The organism is Erwinia sp. PPS120 (assembly GCF_047918655.1).
GTDB classification, from domain to species: Bacteria; Pseudomonadota; Gammaproteobacteria; order Enterobacterales; family Enterobacteriaceae; genus Erwinia; species Erwinia tasmaniensis_A.
In genome coordinates, this window is record NZ_JBLREF010000015.1 from 113,748 (window position 1) to 130,215 (window position 16,468).

Sequence of the window (16,468 nt, forward strand, 5' to 3'; positions counted from 1 at the left end):
ACGATGAATACACTACGTATAGGATTGATCTCGGTATCCGATCGCGCCGCAAACGGCATCTATCAGGATGAGGGCCTGCCGGCGCTGGAGGCCTGGCTTACGCAGGCCCTGAGTACGCCTTTTAGCATTGAAAAGCGCCTGGTGCCGGATGAACAGTCAATGATCGAACAGACCCTTTGTGAGCTGGTGGATGAGCGTTTTTGCCATCTGGTACTTACCACGGGCGGAACCGGTCCAGCGCGACGGGACGTGACGCCGGATGCCACGCTGGCGGTAGCAGATCGGGAAATGCCGGGCTTTGGTGAACAGATGCGGCAGATCAGCCTTAATTTCGTCCCGACGGCAATCCTGTCACGACAGGTGGCGGTTATTCGTAAGCAGTCGCTGATTGTCAATCTGCCGGGCCAGCCTAAGTCGATCAAAGAGACGCTTGAGGGCGTAAAAGCGCCTGATGGAACGGTAAAGGTGCAGGGCCTGTTTGCCAGCGTTCCATACTGTATTCAACTGCTGGAAGGGCCGTGGGTCGATACTCACCCGGTGGTGGTAGCAGCATTTCGCCCCAAAAGCGCCCGGCGTGAGACAAACAGCTAAAAAATGTTCTGATTCAGGCATAAACGCCAGGCTGGCTGGCGTAACAGGAAATGGACGGTATAGTACGGTTAGTTTTACAGCTTCTGACATACTTATTTCCCTCTACTTCTGGATATACGCGACTATTTATGCCTCCTCAAAGCCCGGGCCGCCTGAATCGGCAGGATTACAAAACACTGACTCTGGCCGCGCTGGGCGGCGCGCTGGAATTTTATGATTTTATTATTTTCGTCTTCTTCGCGTCAGTCATAGGCGATCTTTTCTTTCCTCCTGATATTCCCGACTGGCTCCGCCAGCTCCAGACGTTTGCTATCTTCGCGGCGGGTTATCTGGCGCGCCCGCTCGGTGGCATTGTTATGGCGCATTTTGGCGACAGTCGCGGGCGCAAAAAAATGTTCAGCCTGAGTATTCTGTTGATGGCGCTGCCGACGTTAGCGATGGGGCTGCTGCCCACCTACGCAACGTTAGGTATAGCGGCCCCCATTTTGCTGCTGCTGTTGCGGATGTTGCAGGGAGCCGCGGTGGGAGGTGAAGTCCCCGGCGCCTGGGTGTTTGTTGCCGAGCACGTTCCACAGAAGCGTATCGGATTCGCCTGCGGCATGCTGACGGCGGGGCTGACCGCGGGGATCCTGGTCGGTTCGGTAGTGGCAACGCTGATTAATCGGGCGTTTGGTATCGAGGGAATTACTGCGGGCGGCTGGCGCATTCCTTTCCTGCTCGGTGGCTTTTTCGGCTTTGTTGCCCTGTATCTGCGTCGCTGGCTGCATGAAACCCCGGTTTTTAAGGCGCTTGAGGCGCGTAAAGCGCTGGCGGCTGAGCTGCCGCTAAAAACCGTGGTGGTGAAGTATAAAAAAGAGATCGCCGTCAGTATGTTGCTGACCTGGCTGCTTTCGGCGGGCGTGGTCGTGGTGATTCTAATGACGCCGACCTGGCTGCAAAAAAGCTATGGCATTGCGGCAGCAGAGGCATTGCAGGCTAACAGTCTGGCGACCCTTACCCTGATAGCAGGATGTATTAGCGCAGGCCTGGCCGCCGATCGCTTTGGCGCCAGCAAAACCTTTATTTTCGGCAGCCTGCTGTTAGCGGCATGTAGCTGGATTTTTTATCAGGCTCCTGCTGCTTATCCTGAGGGGCTTTTTGCCTGTTACGCACTGGTGGGTTACAGCGTGGGTGTGGTGGGGGCGGTGCCTTATGTGATGGTGCGCGCGTTCCCGGCAGAGGTGCGTTTTACCGGCATTTCGTTTTCCTATAATGTCGCGTATGCCTTTTTTGGCGGGTTAACGCCGATTCTGGTGACGCTGATGATGTCCATAACGCCGCTGGCTCCGGCTTATTATGTGCTGGCGCTTTCCGCCATGGGTTTACTGCTGGGGGTTTATCTTAACCGTGATCTTTCTTATCGCGATGCTATCGTGCATGCCGATTTGTAGAGGTTCAATTCCGGGAGTCAGTGCATTGTTGCCCTTTGGCATGGGTGGGAGCCTGCCGCTCCCTGAGTGCAGCATCCCTGCTGCCCTCGCCTGGCCGGGTTCTTTTTCAGACCTACTGAAGAGTTTCCTGTAACACCTGAAAAAGCTTTTACCCGCAGCCAGCACAATGCAAAAGGAGCAGGCACCGGGCCCCACCCGCAGGCGACACCCCATGCCTGTGCCGCACCGGGCCTACGGGCTACGCCTGACTCAATGCGCTGGCCAGCACCGACGCGCGGCGTGGTTCGCCAGTGGGAAGCACCTGACGGTCAAGCTGCGCATTGATCACCTCTGCCATCGCCAGATAAATTGCACTGGCACCGCAAACCACACCCTCATAACCTGCGAACAACAACACGACAGCATTACCGGTAATATGGCCGTAGGCCAGCAGCGCAAACAGCAGCGTCAGGCTGGCAAACACAAATTGCAGGGCGCGATTGGCGCGCAGCGTGCCAAAAAACATAAACAGTGTGAAAATACCCCACAGCGCCAGATAGATGCCCAGCGTAGTGGCGTCGGCTGGCTCGGCCAGCCCCATCTCCGGCAGCAACCAAATGCCCGTCAGGCTCAGCCAGAAAGCACCGTAAGAGGTAAATGCGGTCAGGCCAAAAGTATTGCCCTTTTTATACTCCAGCAGACCCGCAATAATCTGCACCATCCCGCCAAAAAAAATCCCCATGCTGATAATGGCCGAGGTCAGAGGGAAAAAACCTGCATTGTGCAGATTGAGTAAAACAGTGGTCATTCCAAACCCCATCAGCCCCAAAGGACCGGGATTCGCCAGTGTGTTGTTGTGCATAAATCCTCAGTGATAGTAGAAATAAATCATAATAATGAAACCATTAGCAAACGGGCCTGAAGCGGCAAAAACAGGCCGCGTTATCAGTCCGGACGGCATGGTAATAAGTTAGTGCTGGGTAAACATTGATCCTGACAACGGTAAAATTGAAATTTTTTTACTTCCCCCCCTTGATGCCGTTGGCGATGGCCCCATCTTATTTGGCATCCAAGGTTATGGGCCTGGAAAAAAAGCGCGGTACTGGCAGTTGAAATGGCCAAAATAGCCCGCATTAAGTGTGCATAACCTGATTTGAAACAAATTTAAGTGGGAGACGTTTAGATGGGTAAGATTATTGGTATTGACCTGGGTACGACTAACTCTTGTGTTGCTATTATGGATGGCGGCAAGGCTCGCGTACTTGAGAATGCGGAAGGCGATCGCACCACACCTTCTATTATCGCTTATACCCAGGACGGTGAGATTCTGGTCGGCCAGCCGGCTAAGCGCCAGGCGGTGACTAACCCGCAAAATACCCTGTTTGCGATCAAGCGCCTGATTGGCCGTCGCTTCCAGGACGAAGAAGTGCAGCGTGATATTAAAATCATGCCCTACAAAATTGCCGGCTCAGACAACGGTGATGCCTGGATTGACGTAAAAGGTCAGAAACTGGCGCCACCGCAGATTTCAGCAGAAGTGCTGAAAAAAATGAAAAAAACCGCCGAAGACTACCTGGGCGAAGCGGTCACTGAAGCAGTTATCACCGTACCTGCCTACTTCAACGATGCGCAGCGTCAGGCAACGAAAGATGCAGGCCGCATCGCGGGTCTGGACGTTAAGCGTATTATTAACGAACCTACGGCTGCTGCGCTGGCATACGGTATGGATAAAGGCCAGGGTAACCGCACCATCGCGGTTTATGACCTGGGCGGCGGTACTTTCGATATCTCTATCATCGAAATTGATGAAGTGGATGGCGAAAAAACCTTCGAAGTTCTGGCAACCAATGGTGATACCCACCTGGGTGGTGAAGACTTTGACAGCCGCATGATCAACTATCTCGTCGCGGAATTTAAGAAAGATCAGGGTATCGATCTGCACAACGATCCGCTGGCGATGCAGCGTCTGAAAGAAGCCGCAGAGAAAGCGAAAATCGAACTCTCTTCTGCGCAGCAGACTGACGTTAACCTGCCGTACATTACGGCTGATGCAACCGGTCCTAAGCACCTGAACATCAAAGTGACCCGTGCAAAACTGGAATCACTGGTTGAAGACCTGGTAGCACGCTCTATTGATCCACTGAAAGTGGCTCTGCAGGATGCGGGTCTCTCCGTTTCTGACATCAACGACGTTATCCTGGTTGGCGGTCAGACGCGTATGCCAATGGTTCAGGCAAAAGTGGCTGAGTTCTTTGGTAAAGAACCACGTAAAGACGTGAACCCCGACGAAGCGGTTGCCGTAGGTGCTGCCGTTCAGGGTGGCGTACTGGCGGGCGACGTGAAAGACGTACTGCTGCTGGACGTGACGCCTCTGTCGCTGGGTATTGAAACCATGGGCGGCGTGATGACTGCGCTTATCGCGAAGAACACCACCATTCCGACCAAGCACAGCCAGGTGTTCTCTACCGCTGAAGACAACCAGTCTGCGGTGACCATCCATGTTGTACAGGGTGAGCGTAAGCGCGCAGCGGATAACAAATCTCTCGGCCAGTTTAACCTTGACGGTATTCAGGGCGCACCGCGCGGCATGCCGCAGATCGAGGTCACCTTTGACATCGACGCCGATGGTATTCTGCATGTGTCTGCTAAAGACAAAAACAGCGGTAAAGAACAGAAGATCACCATCAAGGCTTCTTCTGGTCTGAACGATGATGAAATCGAAAAAATGGTTCGTGATGCGGAAGCTAACGCCGACTCCGACCGTAAGTTCGAGGAACTGGTGCAGGTTCGTAACCAGGCCGATCATCTGTCCCACAGCACCCGTAAGCAGCTGGACGAAGCCGGTGACAAACTGCCAGCAGACGACAAGGCACCAATTGAAGCGGCCCTGACCGAGCTGAACACTGCGCTGAAAGGCGAAGATAAAGCTGAAATCGAAGCCAAAATGCAGGCGCTGATGGAAGTGTCCAGCAAACTGATGGAATTTGCTCAGCAGCAGCAGGCTGCTGGCGGCGCTGCGGATGCCGCTGACGCTTCAGCTAAGAAAGAAGACGACGTTGTTGATGCTGAGTTTGAAGAAGTAAAAGACAACAAAAAATAATCGCCCTTGAGCGGGCACGGTGGCCTGTAGCTTCAGGTATAACAATTCAGGCCACTGCATAAACCCACGGGCGTAGGAGTTAATCTCCACGCCCGTGCATGCATATTAAGGGCAGGACCAGCAGAATGGCGAAAAAAGACTATTACGAGATTTTAGGCGTTCCCCAGTCGGCGGATGAGCGTGAAATCAAAAAGGCCTACAAACGCCTGGCGATGAAACACCATCCTGACCGCAATCCAGGTGATAAAGAGTCCGAAGCTAAATTTAAAGAGGTTAAGGAAGCGTACGAGATCCTGACCGATGCGCAGAAGCGTGCGGCTTACGATCAGTACGGTCATGCAGCCTTTGAACAGGGCGGCATGGGCGGTGGCGGCGGCTTTGGCGGCGGCGGTGGCGCGGACTTCAGCGATATCTTTGGCGACGTGTTCGGCGATATTTTCGGTGGGGGACGCCGTCAGCAGCGCGCCGCTCGCGGAGCCGATTTACGCTACAACATGGAGCTGACGCTTGAAGAAGCCGTCCGCGGCGTGTCCAAAGAGATCCGTATTCCTGCGCTGGAAGAGTGTGATGTCTGTCATGGCAGCGGCGCGAAGGCTGGAACGAAACCTCAGACCTGTTCGACCTGCCACGGGCAGGGTCAGGTGCAGATGCGCCAGGGCTTCTTTACCGTGCAGCAGGCGTGTCCGACCTGTCACGGGCGCGGCTCGGTTATCAAAGATCCGTGTAATGCCTGTCATGGACACGGTCGCGTCGAAAAATCTAAAACGCTGTCGGTTAAAATCCCGGCAGGCGTGGATACCGGCGACCGCATTCGTCTGACGGGTGAAGGTGAAGCAGGTGAGCAGGGCGCGCCGGCGGGCGATCTCTACGTTCAGGTGCAGGTGCGCAAGCACAACATATTTGAGCGTGAAGAGAATAACCTCTACTGCGAAGTGCCCATCAACTTTGTGATGGCCGCGCTGGGGGGGGAAATTGAAGTGCCCACGCTGGATGGTCGGGTCAAGCTCAAGGTGCCTGCGGAAACGCAGACCGGTAAGCTGTTCCGCATGCGTGGCAAGGGCGTTAAATCGGTACGCGGCGGCGCGCAGGGCGATCTGCTGTGTCGCGTAGTCGTTGAAACGCCAGTCAGCCTCAGCGACAAGCAGAAGTCGCTGCTGCGCGAGCTGGAAGAGAGCTTTGGTGGACCGAGCGGTGAGAAAAACAGCCCGCGTTCAAAAAGCTTTTTCGACGGCGTTAAGAAATTTTTCGATGATTTAACCCGCTAACTTTACGTGGTAGAAGCATAAAAGGCAGCCTGCGGGCTGCCTTTTTTTCGCCTGAGGGAGGTAAAGGAGCGTATAAAGGCTTCTTTGGCAGTAGCTGAAGCGGTTATGCTTGAGCTATGTCAGTCAAATCTGTAATCAGGAATGGAATCAATGAAATCAGCACTTACGCGGCTACTGAAAAATGAAGCGACCGGTGGGGTAATACTGATCATTGCTGCGGCGGTGGCGATGTTTCTGGCCAACAATGCCGGAACCCAGCAGGCTTATCAGGCTATCCTCTCCATGCCGGTGGAGTTTCGTTTTGGCGCGCTGGATATCAGTAAGGATCTGCTGCTGTGGATCAATGATGCGCTGATGGCGCTCTTCTTCTTAATGATTGGGCTGGAGGTGAAGCACGAGCTGCATTCCGGTTCGCTGGCGACGCGTGAACGGGCGATGTTTCCGCTGATTGCGGCCATTGGCGGGATGATTGCGCCAGGTGCCATCTTTGCGCTGTTGAACCATAGCAATCCGCTGGCTATTCACGGCTGGGCAATCCCCACGGCAACTGATATTGCCTTTGCTTTGGGGATTCTGGCGCTGCTGGGCAGTCGCGTGCCGCCCGCGCTGAAAATGTTCCTGATGGCGCTGGCGGTGATTGATGACCTGGGTGCCATTATAATTATCGCTTTCTTCTATACCCAGGATCTGTCGGTTACCTCACTGTGCGTGGCTGGCGGTGCGATTGTGGTGCTGGCGCTGCTCAACCGTATGGGTGTGCGAAATCTGTCAGTCTACCTGCTGGTGGGAATGGTGCTGTGGGTGGCGGTGTTAAAATCGGGCGTTCATGCCACGCTGGCAGGCGTTATTCTGGGCTTCTTTATTCCCCTGGAGAAACAGAACGGCCACTCTCCGGCTATCCATCTGGCCCACAGCCTGACACCCTGGGTAAGCTGGCTTATCCTGCCGCTGTTTGCTTTCGCCAATGCGGGCGTTTCGTTAACCGGCGTTTCGCTGGACGGCGTGTTTTCAACCGTGCCACTGGGCATTATCCTGGGTCTGTTTATCGGCAAGCCCCTGGGGATTACGCTAATCTGCTGGCTGGCCGTCAGGCTACGCATTGCTGCGCTGCCGGAGAGCACGCGGATGCGTGATATTTCTGCCGTCGGCGTTTTGTGTGGTATTGGCTTTACCATGTCGATACTTATCGCCTCGCTGGCTTTCGATGCGGCGCATCAGGAGATGATCACGCTGGCGAAGATCGGTATTCTCTTTGGCTCGGTCATTTCGGCGGTGGTCGGTTTTATTCTGCTGCGTATCAAGCTGCGCTAGCGGCAGGCCATATTCTGGATCTTCAGCCTGCCTGGCGAATAAGTCGATAATAATTAGCAGGCTATTTTTATTTAATGCCAGTTATTACTGTAATATCTGGCTTTATTATTTCTCCCTCCGCCGTAAAGTAATAGCGAAATTCTCAAAAAAAATAAGGCTATTTACTGTCACCTGAACCTTTCATACGCTGTCAGCTGAAGCCTCCTGAGGCTGCGTTCTTTCTAATCAATATGACTGAATGACTTTACTGATTCGTGTCACGAATGAGCAGTTAATAGTATTTATTTTTAGGGTAGTATATTGAAAATCAACAATAAAAATATAGTAAGGGAGAGCGGCGCTGCGCTGGTTCCCTCTTACCCGATCCTGGGTTTATCCCTGCGATGGACACCACTGAGTTATTACCAGCGGCTATTTCTGTTGGTCACGCTGGTCAATACCTTTTTTTTAATTTACGGGGTGACCTCAGGTCACTGGTGGTCTGAAAAAGGGATACAGCTGGTCGATATCAGTAATATGGTATTGGTTAATCTGGCCATTGCCGTACTGATCCGTCAGCAATATATTATCAATTTTCTCTTTCGTCTGGTGTGGCGGGTTCCGCTGAGCTGGCCGTTATTTGTCCGGCGTCGGCTGGCTAAAGTATATCATTTTGGTGGCCTGCATTCCGGCTGTGCACTCTTTGCCTGTCTGTGGCTTATCGTATTCAGTGCTGCGGTTTATTATCATCACTGCCACGCCTTGCCGAATGTCTCTGCTGCGCTGGTAACGATCAATGCCCTGCTGGCCGCGCTGCTGGCAATCATTACAATAATGGCGCATCCGGCGATCCGCAGGCGATACCACAATCTGTTTGAGCACGTACACCGGTATGTCGGCTGGGCCGCGCTGCTGCTCTCCTGGGGGCAGGCGGTCTGTTTTACCCGCGACTGCAACGGCGGCCTGTGGTCGTTACTGACGCTTGCGGAAACGCCGGCATTCTGGACGCTTTTGGCGATTACCGGCAGTATTATTTTGCCGTGGCTGCGCCTGAGAAAAGTGCCGGTCACCATTGAGCGCCCGTCAGAACACGCCGCGATTGTCAGCTTTGACCTGCCGCGTGACCCTTTTGCCGGATCCTCTTTTGCCATCAGCCGGTCACCGCTGTCGGAGTGGCACGCTTTTGCTAATATCCCGTTCGGCGATCGTAGCGGCTGCCGTATGCTGATATCGCGTGCCGGAGACTGGACAAGCCGCTTTATCGACTCACCCCCTTCTCATGTCTGGTTCAAAGGCCTGCCCACACCGGGGGTCGGCAGCGTAGGGAAAATTTTTCATTCGGTCATTTATGTTGCCACCGGTAGCGGTATCGGGCCGCTGCTGCCCCATCTGATGACGCTTAACCGACCCCGGCGCTTAATCTGGTCGACGCGTAACCCGCGACTGACCTATGGCGACCAAATGGTGGACGAAATCATTCGACTACAACCCGATGTGCTGATCTGGGATACCGATGCGCACGGTAAACCAGATTTATTACAGCTGGCATTACACATGGCAGACGAGAGCGAGGCGGAAGCGGTGATTTGCATCGCCAACCGTAAGTTAACCGATTATGTGGTGGAGGGATGTGAAGCGAAGGGTGTGGCAGCCTATGGCGCAATCTGGGATTCCTGAACGGCTCGCCAGATGACAGGCAAAAAAAAACCGGCTAAGCCGGTTTTTTTTCAAAGGCAGATAACAGCGTGGCAATTAAGCCAGTTTGTTGATCTGTGCAGCCAGATTTGCTTTATGACGTGCAGCTTTGTTTTTGTGGATCAGGCCTTTAGCTGCCTGACGGTCCACAAGAGGCTGCATTTCATTAAATGCATTCTGCGCAGCTGCTTTATCGCCAGTAGCGATAGCCGCGTATACTTTCTTAATAAAAGTACGCATCATTGAACGACGGCTAGCGTTGTGCTTACGACGCTTCTCAGACGTTACAGCGCGTTTCTTAGCTGATTTGATATTAGCCAAGGTCCAACTCCCAAATAGTTCTATGAGGACAATTCAAAGGCCGAGGAATATGCCTCTTTCGCCCATGGTTGTCAATGGATTTGTGCAAATAAGCGCCGCTAAAAAAACGACGCCTGGTTACGTTTCGATGGCGCAAGATTCTACCAGCTTCGGTCAGATGAATACAGCTTAATCACAAGAAAAATAAGAATGCCGGGCGCAGGCCGCTTTTGTCAGGGAAAATGGCGGTAAGAAAGCGCTAAAGCGGCATTACCGGGTTAACCTTCATCGCTGTACAAGGTATAATCCGCCGATTTCCACCCATTTGAGTCAGCCATGAAGTTTATCCGCGGCATACATAACCTCAGGGAGCAGCATCGTGGCTGCGTACTGACTATCGGTAACTTCGATGGCGTACACCGGGGACATCAGGCATTGCTGGCAAGACTCTGTGAAGAGGGGCGTCAGCGTCATCTGCCGGTGGTGGTGATGTTGTTTGAACCGCAGCCCCTGGAGCTGTTTGCGCCCGATAAAGCCCCGGCTCGTCTGACTCGTCTGCGCGAGAAGCTTCGCTACCTCAGCGAGGCGGGCGTAGACGCTGTACTGTGCGTGCGTTTCGACCCTTTGTTTGCGGGGCTGACGGCGCAGAGTTTCGTTACCGATCTGCTGGTGAAAAAGCTCGGTGTTAAATTTCTGGCGGTCGGGGATGATTTCCGCTTTGGCGCTGGTCGTCGGGGGGATTTCCTGTTATTACAGAAAGCCGGGGTCGACTATGGCTTCGATGTCGTCGGTACGCAGACATTCTGTGATAACGGCCGGCGAATCAGCAGCACCGCCGTTCGTCAGGCGCTGGCAGAGGACAATCTGCCGCTTGCCGCCTCACTCCTGGGGCATCCCTTCAGTATTTCAGGCCGGGTGGTGCACGGTGATGCGCTGGGCCGCACAATAGGTTTCCCCACGGCTAACCTGCCTCTTCGACGCTTTGTGTCGCCGGTCAAAGGGGTTTATGCCGTTGAGGTCCATGGCATCAGCGAACGCCCGCTGCCCGGCGTGGCAAATATCGGCACGCGGCCCACGGTGGCCGGTGTACGTCAGCAGCTGGAAGTTCACCTGCTTGACGTTGCAATCGACCTGTACGGGCGCCATATAGATGTGGTGCTGTGCGAAAAAATACGTAATGAGCAGCGTTTTGCTTCACTTGACGCGCTGAAAGAGCAAATTGCTAACGATGTGGTGAGCGCCCGAAGGTTTTTTGGGCTGAAAACACCGGATTAACCAGAACCGAAACACGGAACCGAGAATCTGATGAGTGACTATAAATCTACCCTGAACTTGCCGGAAACGGGGTTCCCGATGCGTGGCGATCTGGCCAAACGCGAACCGGGAATGCTGCAACGCTGGTATGATGATAATTTGTACGGCATCATCCGCGAAGCTAAAAAAGGGAAAAAAACCTTTATTCTGCACGACGGCCCTCCCTACGCGAACGGCAGCATTCATATTGGTCACTCAGTCAACAAGATTCTGAAAGACATTATCGTGAAGTCCAAAGGCCTCGCGGGCTTTGATGCGCCCTACGTGCCGGGCTGGGACTGCCATGGCCTGCCCATCGAGCATAAAGTTGAGCAGATGATCGGTAAGCCCGGTGAGAAAGTCACCGCCGCAGAATTCCGTGCCGCCTGTCGGCAATATGCCGCTGAGCAGGTGGAAGGGCAGAAAAAAGACTTTATCCGCCTTGGCGTGCTGGGAGACTGGGATCGCCCCTATCTGACGATGGACTTCAAAACCGAAGCGAACATTATCCGTGCGCTGAGTAAAATCATCGGTAATGGCCATCTGCACAAAGGGGCGAAGCCGGTGCACTGGTGCATGGATTGCCGCTCCGCGCTGGCTGAGGCGGAAGTCGAATATTATGATAAAACCTCCCCCTCCATTGACGTGCTCTTTAACGCCGTGGATGCCGGTGCGGTGCAGGCCAAATTTGGTGTTAGCAGCGTAACCGGTCCCGTCTCGCTGGTTATCTGGACCACCACGCCGTGGACCCTGCCTGCTAACCGCGCGATCTCTCTGCACCCTGAGTTTGACTATCAGCTGGTACAGATTGAAGGCCGTGCGCTGATTCTGGCCAAAGAGCTGGTTGAAAGCGTCATGAAACGCATTGGCGTAGCAGAATGGCAGGTACTGGGCGAAGCAAAAGGCGCGGCGCTGGAGCTGATGACTTTCCAGCACCCCTTCCTGGCGCTGACGTCGCCGGTGGTTCTGGGTGAGCACGTTACGGTCGAAGCCGGTACCGGTGCGGTGCATACTGCGCCGGGCCACGGGCCGGATGACTTTGTGATTGGTCAGAAATACGGTATCGAAGTCGCTAACCCGGTCGGTCCGGATGGCCGCTACCTGCCGGGCACTTACCCCGGGCTGGATGGTGTTAACGTCTTCAAGGCCAACGATCTGGTGGTCGAGCTGCTGCGCGAAAAGGGCGCCCTGCTGCACGTTGAAAAACTGCTGCACAGCTATCCGCACTGCTGGCGTCACAAAACGCCGATCATCTTCCGTGCTACGCCGCAGTGGTTTATCAGCATGGATCAGAAAGGCCTGCGTGCGCAGTCACTCTCTGAGATTAAAAATGTGCAGTGGATCCCTGACTGGGGCCAGGCGCGTATCGAATCCATGGTGGCGAACCGCCCGGACTGGTGTATTTCACGTCAGCGTACCTGGGGCGTGCCGATGGCGCTGTTTGTGCATAAAGATACCGAACAGCTACACCCTGACACCCTGGCGCTAATGGAGAAAGTGGCTGAACGCGTTGAGCAGGATGGCATTCAGGCATGGTGGGATCTTGATGCGCACGCGCTAATGGGCGCTGATGCCGACAGCTACGTGAAGGTGCCTGATACGCTCGACGTCTGGTTTGACTCAGGATCGACCAGCTACTCCGTCGTCGATGCGCGTCCGGAATTTGAGGGGCATTCGCCTGACCTCTATCTGGAAGGATCGGATCAGCACCGCGGCTGGTTTATGTCCTCGCTGATGATTTCGACGGCGATGAAGGGCAAAGCGCCTTACCGTCAGGTACTGACTCACGGCTTTACCGTGGATGGTCAGGGACGCAAAATGTCAAAATCCATCGGTAATACCGTATCGCCACAGGATGTCATGAACAAGCTGGGCGGCGATATTCTGCGCCTGTGGGTCGCCTCCACCGATTATTCCGGTGAGATGGCAGTATCCGATGAGATCCTGAAACGTTCTGCGGATTCCTACCGTCGTATCCGTAATACGGCTCGCTTCCTGCTGGCCAACCTCAACGGCTTCAACCCTGAAACCGATCGCGTTGAGCCGGAAGAGATGGTGGTACTGGATCGCTGGGCAGTAGGGCGGGCCAGAGCGGCACAGGAGGACATCATCGCCTCCTACGCGCGCTATGATTTCCACGAGGTGGTCCAGCGTCTGATGCAGTTCTGCTCTATTGAGATGGGTTCCTTCTATCTGGACATCATTAAGGACCGTCAGTACACCGCCCGTGCGGACGGCCTGGCGCGTCGCAGCTGCCAAACCGCGCTGTACTATATTGCTGAGGCGCTGGTGCGCTGGATGGCGCCAATCATGTCCTTCACCGCCGATGAGATCTGGAATGAGCTGCCCGGTAAGCGTGAGAAGTATGTCTTTACCGGCGAGTGGTTCAACGGGCTGTTTGGCCTGGCGGACAATGAATCAATGAACGATGGCTTCTGGGCTGAGCTGCTGAAAGTGCGCGGCGAAGTGAATAAAGTTATCGAACAGGCGCGTGCCGACAAGCGTGTAGGCGGGTCGCTGGAGGCAAGCGTTACGCTCTATGCCGATGCGGCGCTGGCTGAAAAGCTGCTGAGCCTGGATACGGAGCTGCGCTTTGTGTTACTAACCTCATCAGTGCAGGTGGCGGCGTACGCACAGGCGCCCGAAGAGGCTCAGCAGAGCGATCTGGTGAAAGGTCTGAAAATTGCCCTGCATAAGGCGGAAGGTGAGAAATGTCAGCGTTGCTGGCACTACACTACCGATATTGGACAAAATGCTGCCTGGCCGGAAATTTGCGGGCGCTGCGTCACTAACGTAGCCGGTGACGGCGAAGAGCGTAAGTTTGCATAATGCGTAAATCAATTTTTTCAACCGGACTGCGCTGGCTATGGCTGGTGGTGGTGGTAATCGCCGTCGATTTTGCCAGTAAGCAGTGGATTATGAATACGCTGATGCTGCATGAGTCGATGCATGTTATGCCATTCTTCAACTTCTTTTACGCGCATAACTACGGTGCGGCTTTTAGCTTCCTGGCCGATAAAGGGGGCTGGCAACGCTGGTTCTTTGCCGGTATCGCCACGGCGATTGTTATTGCGCTGCTGGTGATGATGTACCGCACCGCGGCCAGTAATAAGCTGAATAATATCGCCTACGCGCTGATTATTGGCGGTGCGGCAGGCAATTTGTTTGACCGCGCGTATCACGGCTTTGTAGTGGATTTTATCGACTTTTACGTTGGCGACTGGCACTTCGCCACTTTCAACATTGCCGACTCCGCTATCTGTATCGGTGCCGCACTGATTGTGCTGGAGGGCTTTCTCAGCCCGGCCAGCAAACGTGCTAAAAACTAAGGGTAGGGCATGACTGATTCTGTACAGCGCGATAGCGCGGTGCTGGTGCATTTCACGTTAAAACTCGCCGACGGTTCCACGGCGGAATCCACGCGGGATAACGGAAAACCGGCGCTGTTTAGTCTGGGAGACGGTAGCCTTTCAGAGCAGCTTGAAGATGAGCTGCTCGGTCTGCACCCGGGTGATAAAAAAGCATTCTCGCTGCAACCTGAGGCCGCATTTGGCTCTGCCAGTCCGGATTTAGTTCAGTACTTCTCCCGCCGGGATTTTACCCAGGCGGGAGAGCCTGAGCTGGGGGCGATTATGCTGTTCAGCGGGATGGACGGTAATGAGATGCCGGGTGTTATCCGCGGAATTTCTGGCGACTCGATTACCGTGGATTTTAACCATCCGTTAGCCGGACAGGTCATCCATTTTGATGTTGAGGTGCTGGAGATCGATCCGGTACGGGAGGCGAGAAATGCAAATCCTGTTGGCTAATCCTCGGGGATTCTGTGCGGGCGTTGACCGCGCAATCAGCATTGTAGAGCGTGCGCTGGAGATGTATGGCGCACCTATTTATGTGCGGCATGAGGTGGTGCACAACCGCTACGTGGTGAACAGCCTGCGCGAGCGCGGGGCTATTTTCATTGAGGAGATCGGAGAAGTGCCGGACGGTTCGATTCTGATCTTCTCCGCTCACGGTGTCTCCCAGGCCGTTCGCGCAGAAGCCAGGGCGCGCAGTCTGACCATGCTGTTTGACGCAACCTGTCCGCTGGTGACAAAAGTGCATATGGAAGTGGCGCGCGCCAGCCGTAAAGGGACAGAGGCGATACTGATTGGTCATGCCGGGCATCCAGAGGTGGAAGGCACAATGGGCCAGTACAGCAACCCTGAGGGCGGAATGTACCTTGTGGAATCTCCGGCGGATGTCCTGAAGCTTGAGGTGAAGAACGATCAGAATCTGTGCTTTATGACCCAGACGACGCTGTCAGTTGATGATACGTCAGAGGTGATTGACGCACTTCGCGCGCGTTTTCCGAAAATTATCGGGCCGCGTAAAGATGATATCTGCTATGCCACCACCAACCGACAGGAAGCGGTACGTACGCTGGCAAAGGATGCAGAAGTGGTGCTGGTGGTCGGATCACGCAACTCCTCTAACTCTAATCGCCTGGCCGAACTGGCTCAGCGAGCGGGCAAGCTTGCCCGTCTTATTGATTCTGCCGATGATATTCAGGAAGAGTGGATTAAAGGCGTGAGCTGCGTTGGCGTGACGGCGGGTGCTTCGGCACCGGATATTTTAGTGCAGGAGGTTATTCAGCGCCTGCGCGAATTTGGTGGCGAAGCCGCCATTGAGCTGATTGGCCGCGAAGAGAATATTGTTTTCGAGGTGCCGAAAGAGTTGCGTGTAGATATTCGGGAAGTTAACTAATACCGCACAGGTTTTTTAAATCGCTACATCTGAATAATTCGGCAGGTATCTGGAATAGCGATAACGATATCTCTCTCCTGGTTTTTTCACTGGCAGATCAAGGTACTACTCCAGTGGGAGCCAGGGCGGCATACGGACCATCGGGCGCATGGATGCGCGGACCTGCAAACCATTCTTATCCCCATAGAAATATATTTAAACCTGGCTCAGGCTATTATAAAACTGTTTCACTTCATTGAAGTGTACTGTCTCATGCGTTATGGTTATTCTGTTCCCGAAAGGCAACGGGAAATTATTAAATACATGCTTATTTAAGGTGATTAATCACCACGGGATCTTTTTAAATAAATTTAAATGGAGTTAATAATGAGAGAACTAACGCTTACTGAACTCAATAACGTTGGGGGAGGGGCTGTTGATGCGCTAAGCGGCGGTCTGTTGCTGGGTGCAGGCAGTGCTGGCCTGGCCGTAGGTATACCCACTATTGTCGGTGGGGCAATCTGGGGCATACCCACTCTGGGGCTGGGCTTTATAGGAATGACCTCAGGCATTGTGGTGACGGCCCTTTCCGGTGCAATGATGATTCTGGGCACGGTTAAGCTAGCCCTGGGTCACAAGGTCACCACACCCCCGGAGGAAACACCTGAGCTTGTACCGGTCATAGCCATATAGAGTTTACAGCGCGCTATAACTTTTATATAGCGCGCGACGTCTCAAAGGGTGTTCACCCTGATCCTGCCTGCGAAGTACTTATGTGCCTGTGTTGCAGTGTTGCACCCTGT

The 16,468-nt window shown here is 54.1% G+C and carries 14 protein-coding genes; 12 read left to right on the top strand and 2 right to left on the bottom strand.

Annotation, left to right across the window (positions count from 1 at the left end):
• Positions 1 to 3: 3 nt before the first annotated feature.
• Positions 4 to 591 carry a molybdopterin adenylyltransferase gene (mog, locus tag ACLRGG_RS10395; RefSeq protein ID WP_416249700.1) on the top strand — a complete coding sequence of 196 codons (588 nt, stop codon included), beginning with the start codon at positions 4 to 6 and terminating at the stop codon, positions 589 to 591.
• Between the two features lie 128 nt (positions 592 to 719).
• Positions 720 to 2,021, top strand: coding sequence for an MFS transporter (locus tag ACLRGG_RS10400; protein WP_416249701.1), 1,302 nt, complete (start codon positions 720 to 722; stop codon positions 2,019 to 2,021).
• Between the two features lie 238 nt (positions 2,022 to 2,259).
• Here the strand turns inward: ACLRGG_RS10400 and satP are convergent, their stop codons facing one another.
• Positions 2,260 to 2,862 (bottom strand): acetate uptake transporter, encoded by a 603-nt coding sequence (gene satP, locus ACLRGG_RS10405; RefSeq protein WP_416249702.1) that lies wholly within the window; start codon positions 2,860 to 2,862, stop codon positions 2,260 to 2,262.
• A gap of 321 nt (positions 2,863 to 3,183) precedes the next feature.
• Between satP and dnaK the strand changes: the two genes are divergently transcribed.
• The 4 genes from dnaK to ACLRGG_RS10425 all read left to right on the top strand — a co-directional run bounded on the left by dnaK (position 3,184) and on the right by ACLRGG_RS10425 (position 9,332).
• Positions 3,184 to 5,100: a molecular chaperone DnaK gene (gene dnaK, locus ACLRGG_RS10410; protein ID WP_416249703.1), complete on the top strand. Its 1,917-nt coding sequence runs from the start codon at positions 3,184 to 3,186 to the stop codon at positions 5,098 to 5,100.
• 125 nt (positions 5,101 to 5,225) lie between these two features.
• Positions 5,226 to 6,365, top strand: coding sequence for a molecular chaperone DnaJ (gene dnaJ, locus ACLRGG_RS10415; protein WP_067709115.1), 1,140 nt, complete (start codon positions 5,226 to 5,228; stop codon positions 6,363 to 6,365).
• Positions 6,366 to 6,515: 150 nt separating this feature from the next.
• Positions 6,516 to 7,676: a Na+/H+ antiporter NhaA gene (gene nhaA / locus ACLRGG_RS10420; RefSeq protein ID WP_416249704.1), complete on the top strand. Its 1,161-nt coding sequence runs from the start codon at positions 6,516 to 6,518 to the stop codon at positions 7,674 to 7,676.
• Positions 7,677 to 7,976: 300 nt separating this feature from the next.
• Entirely contained in the window at positions 7,977 to 9,332 is a 1,356-nt protein-coding gene (locus ACLRGG_RS10425; RefSeq protein ID WP_416249705.1) for an FNR domain-containing protein, read from the top strand.
• Between the two features lie 75 nt (positions 9,333 to 9,407).
• Here the strand turns inward: ACLRGG_RS10425 and rpsT are convergent, their stop codons facing one another.
• Complete coding sequence (rpsT, locus tag ACLRGG_RS10430; RefSeq protein ID WP_067709112.1) at positions 9,408 to 9,671, bottom strand: 30S ribosomal protein S20; 264 nt, start codon at positions 9,669 to 9,671, stop codon at positions 9,408 to 9,410.
• Positions 9,672 to 9,986: 315 nt separating this feature from the next.
• On the opposite strand from rpsT, the gene ribF reads away from it, so the two are divergent.
• The 6 genes from ribF to ACLRGG_RS10460 all read left to right on the top strand — a co-directional run bounded on the left by ribF (position 9,987) and on the right by ACLRGG_RS10460 (position 16,358).
• Complete coding sequence (ribF, locus tag ACLRGG_RS10435; RefSeq protein WP_416249706.1) at positions 9,987 to 10,925, top strand: bifunctional riboflavin kinase/FAD synthetase; 939 nt, start codon at positions 9,987 to 9,989, stop codon at positions 10,923 to 10,925.
• A 30-nt stretch (positions 10,926 to 10,955) separates the two neighbouring features.
• The gene (ileS, locus tag ACLRGG_RS10440; RefSeq protein ID WP_416249707.1) at positions 10,956 to 13,772 is read left to right on the top strand and encodes an isoleucine--tRNA ligase; all 2,817 of its coding nucleotides are present in this window, start codon (positions 10,956 to 10,958) and stop codon (positions 13,770 to 13,772) included.
• The gene (gene lspA / locus ACLRGG_RS10445; protein WP_416249708.1) at positions 13,772 to 14,272 is read left to right on the top strand and encodes a signal peptidase II; all 501 of its coding nucleotides are present in this window, start codon (positions 13,772 to 13,774) and stop codon (positions 14,270 to 14,272) included. The genes ileS and lspA overlap by 1 nt, the downstream gene beginning before the upstream one ends.
• A gap of 9 nt (positions 14,273 to 14,281) precedes the next feature.
• Complete coding sequence (fkpB, locus tag ACLRGG_RS10450) at positions 14,282 to 14,752, top strand: FKBP-type peptidyl-prolyl cis-trans isomerase (RefSeq protein ID WP_416249709.1); 471 nt, start codon at positions 14,282 to 14,284, stop codon at positions 14,750 to 14,752.
• Complete coding sequence (ispH, locus tag ACLRGG_RS10455; RefSeq protein ID WP_067709104.1) at positions 14,733 to 15,686, top strand: 4-hydroxy-3-methylbut-2-enyl diphosphate reductase; 954 nt, start codon at positions 14,733 to 14,735, stop codon at positions 15,684 to 15,686. The genes fkpB and ispH overlap by 20 nt, the downstream gene beginning before the upstream one ends.
• Before the next feature lie 366 nt (positions 15,687 to 16,052).
• The gene (locus tag ACLRGG_RS10460) at positions 16,053 to 16,358 is read left to right on the top strand and encodes a hypothetical protein (protein WP_416249710.1); all 306 of its coding nucleotides are present in this window, start codon (positions 16,053 to 16,055) and stop codon (positions 16,356 to 16,358) included.
• Positions 16,359 to 16,468: the final 110 nt, after the last annotated feature.

Excerpts from the sequence above, each read along its gene's own strand:
- mog (WP_416249700.1), top strand. The coding sequence starts at position 4 with ATGAATACACTACGTATAGGATTGATCTCGGTATCCGATCGCGCCGCA.
- ACLRGG_RS10400 (WP_416249701.1), top strand. The coding sequence starts at position 720 with ATGCCTCCTCAAAGCCCGGGCCGCCTGAATCGGCAGGATTACAAAACA.
- satP (WP_416249702.1), bottom strand. The coding sequence starts at position 2,862 with ATGCACAACAACACACTGGCGAATCCCGGTCCTTTGGGGCTGATGGGG.
- dnaK (WP_416249703.1), top strand. The coding sequence starts at position 3,184 with ATGGGTAAGATTATTGGTATTGACCTGGGTACGACTAACTCTTGTGTT.
- dnaJ (WP_067709115.1), top strand. The coding sequence starts at position 5,226 with ATGGCGAAAAAAGACTATTACGAGATTTTAGGCGTTCCCCAGTCGGCG.
- nhaA (WP_416249704.1), top strand. The coding sequence starts at position 6,516 with ATGAAATCAGCACTTACGCGGCTACTGAAAAATGAAGCGACCGGTGGG.
- ribF (WP_416249706.1), top strand. The coding sequence starts at position 9,987 with ATGAAGTTTATCCGCGGCATACATAACCTCAGGGAGCAGCATCGTGGC.
- ileS (WP_416249707.1), top strand. The coding sequence starts at position 10,956 with ATGAGTGACTATAAATCTACCCTGAACTTGCCGGAAACGGGGTTCCCG.
- lspA (WP_416249708.1), top strand. The coding sequence starts at position 13,772 with ATGCGTAAATCAATTTTTTCAACCGGACTGCGCTGGCTATGGCTGGTG.
- fkpB (WP_416249709.1), top strand. The coding sequence starts at position 14,282 with ATGACTGATTCTGTACAGCGCGATAGCGCGGTGCTGGTGCATTTCACG.
- ispH (WP_067709104.1), top strand. The coding sequence starts at position 14,733 with ATGCAAATCCTGTTGGCTAATCCTCGGGGATTCTGTGCGGGCGTTGAC.
- ACLRGG_RS10460 (WP_416249710.1), top strand. The coding sequence starts at position 16,053 with ATGAGAGAACTAACGCTTACTGAACTCAATAACGTTGGGGGAGGGGCT.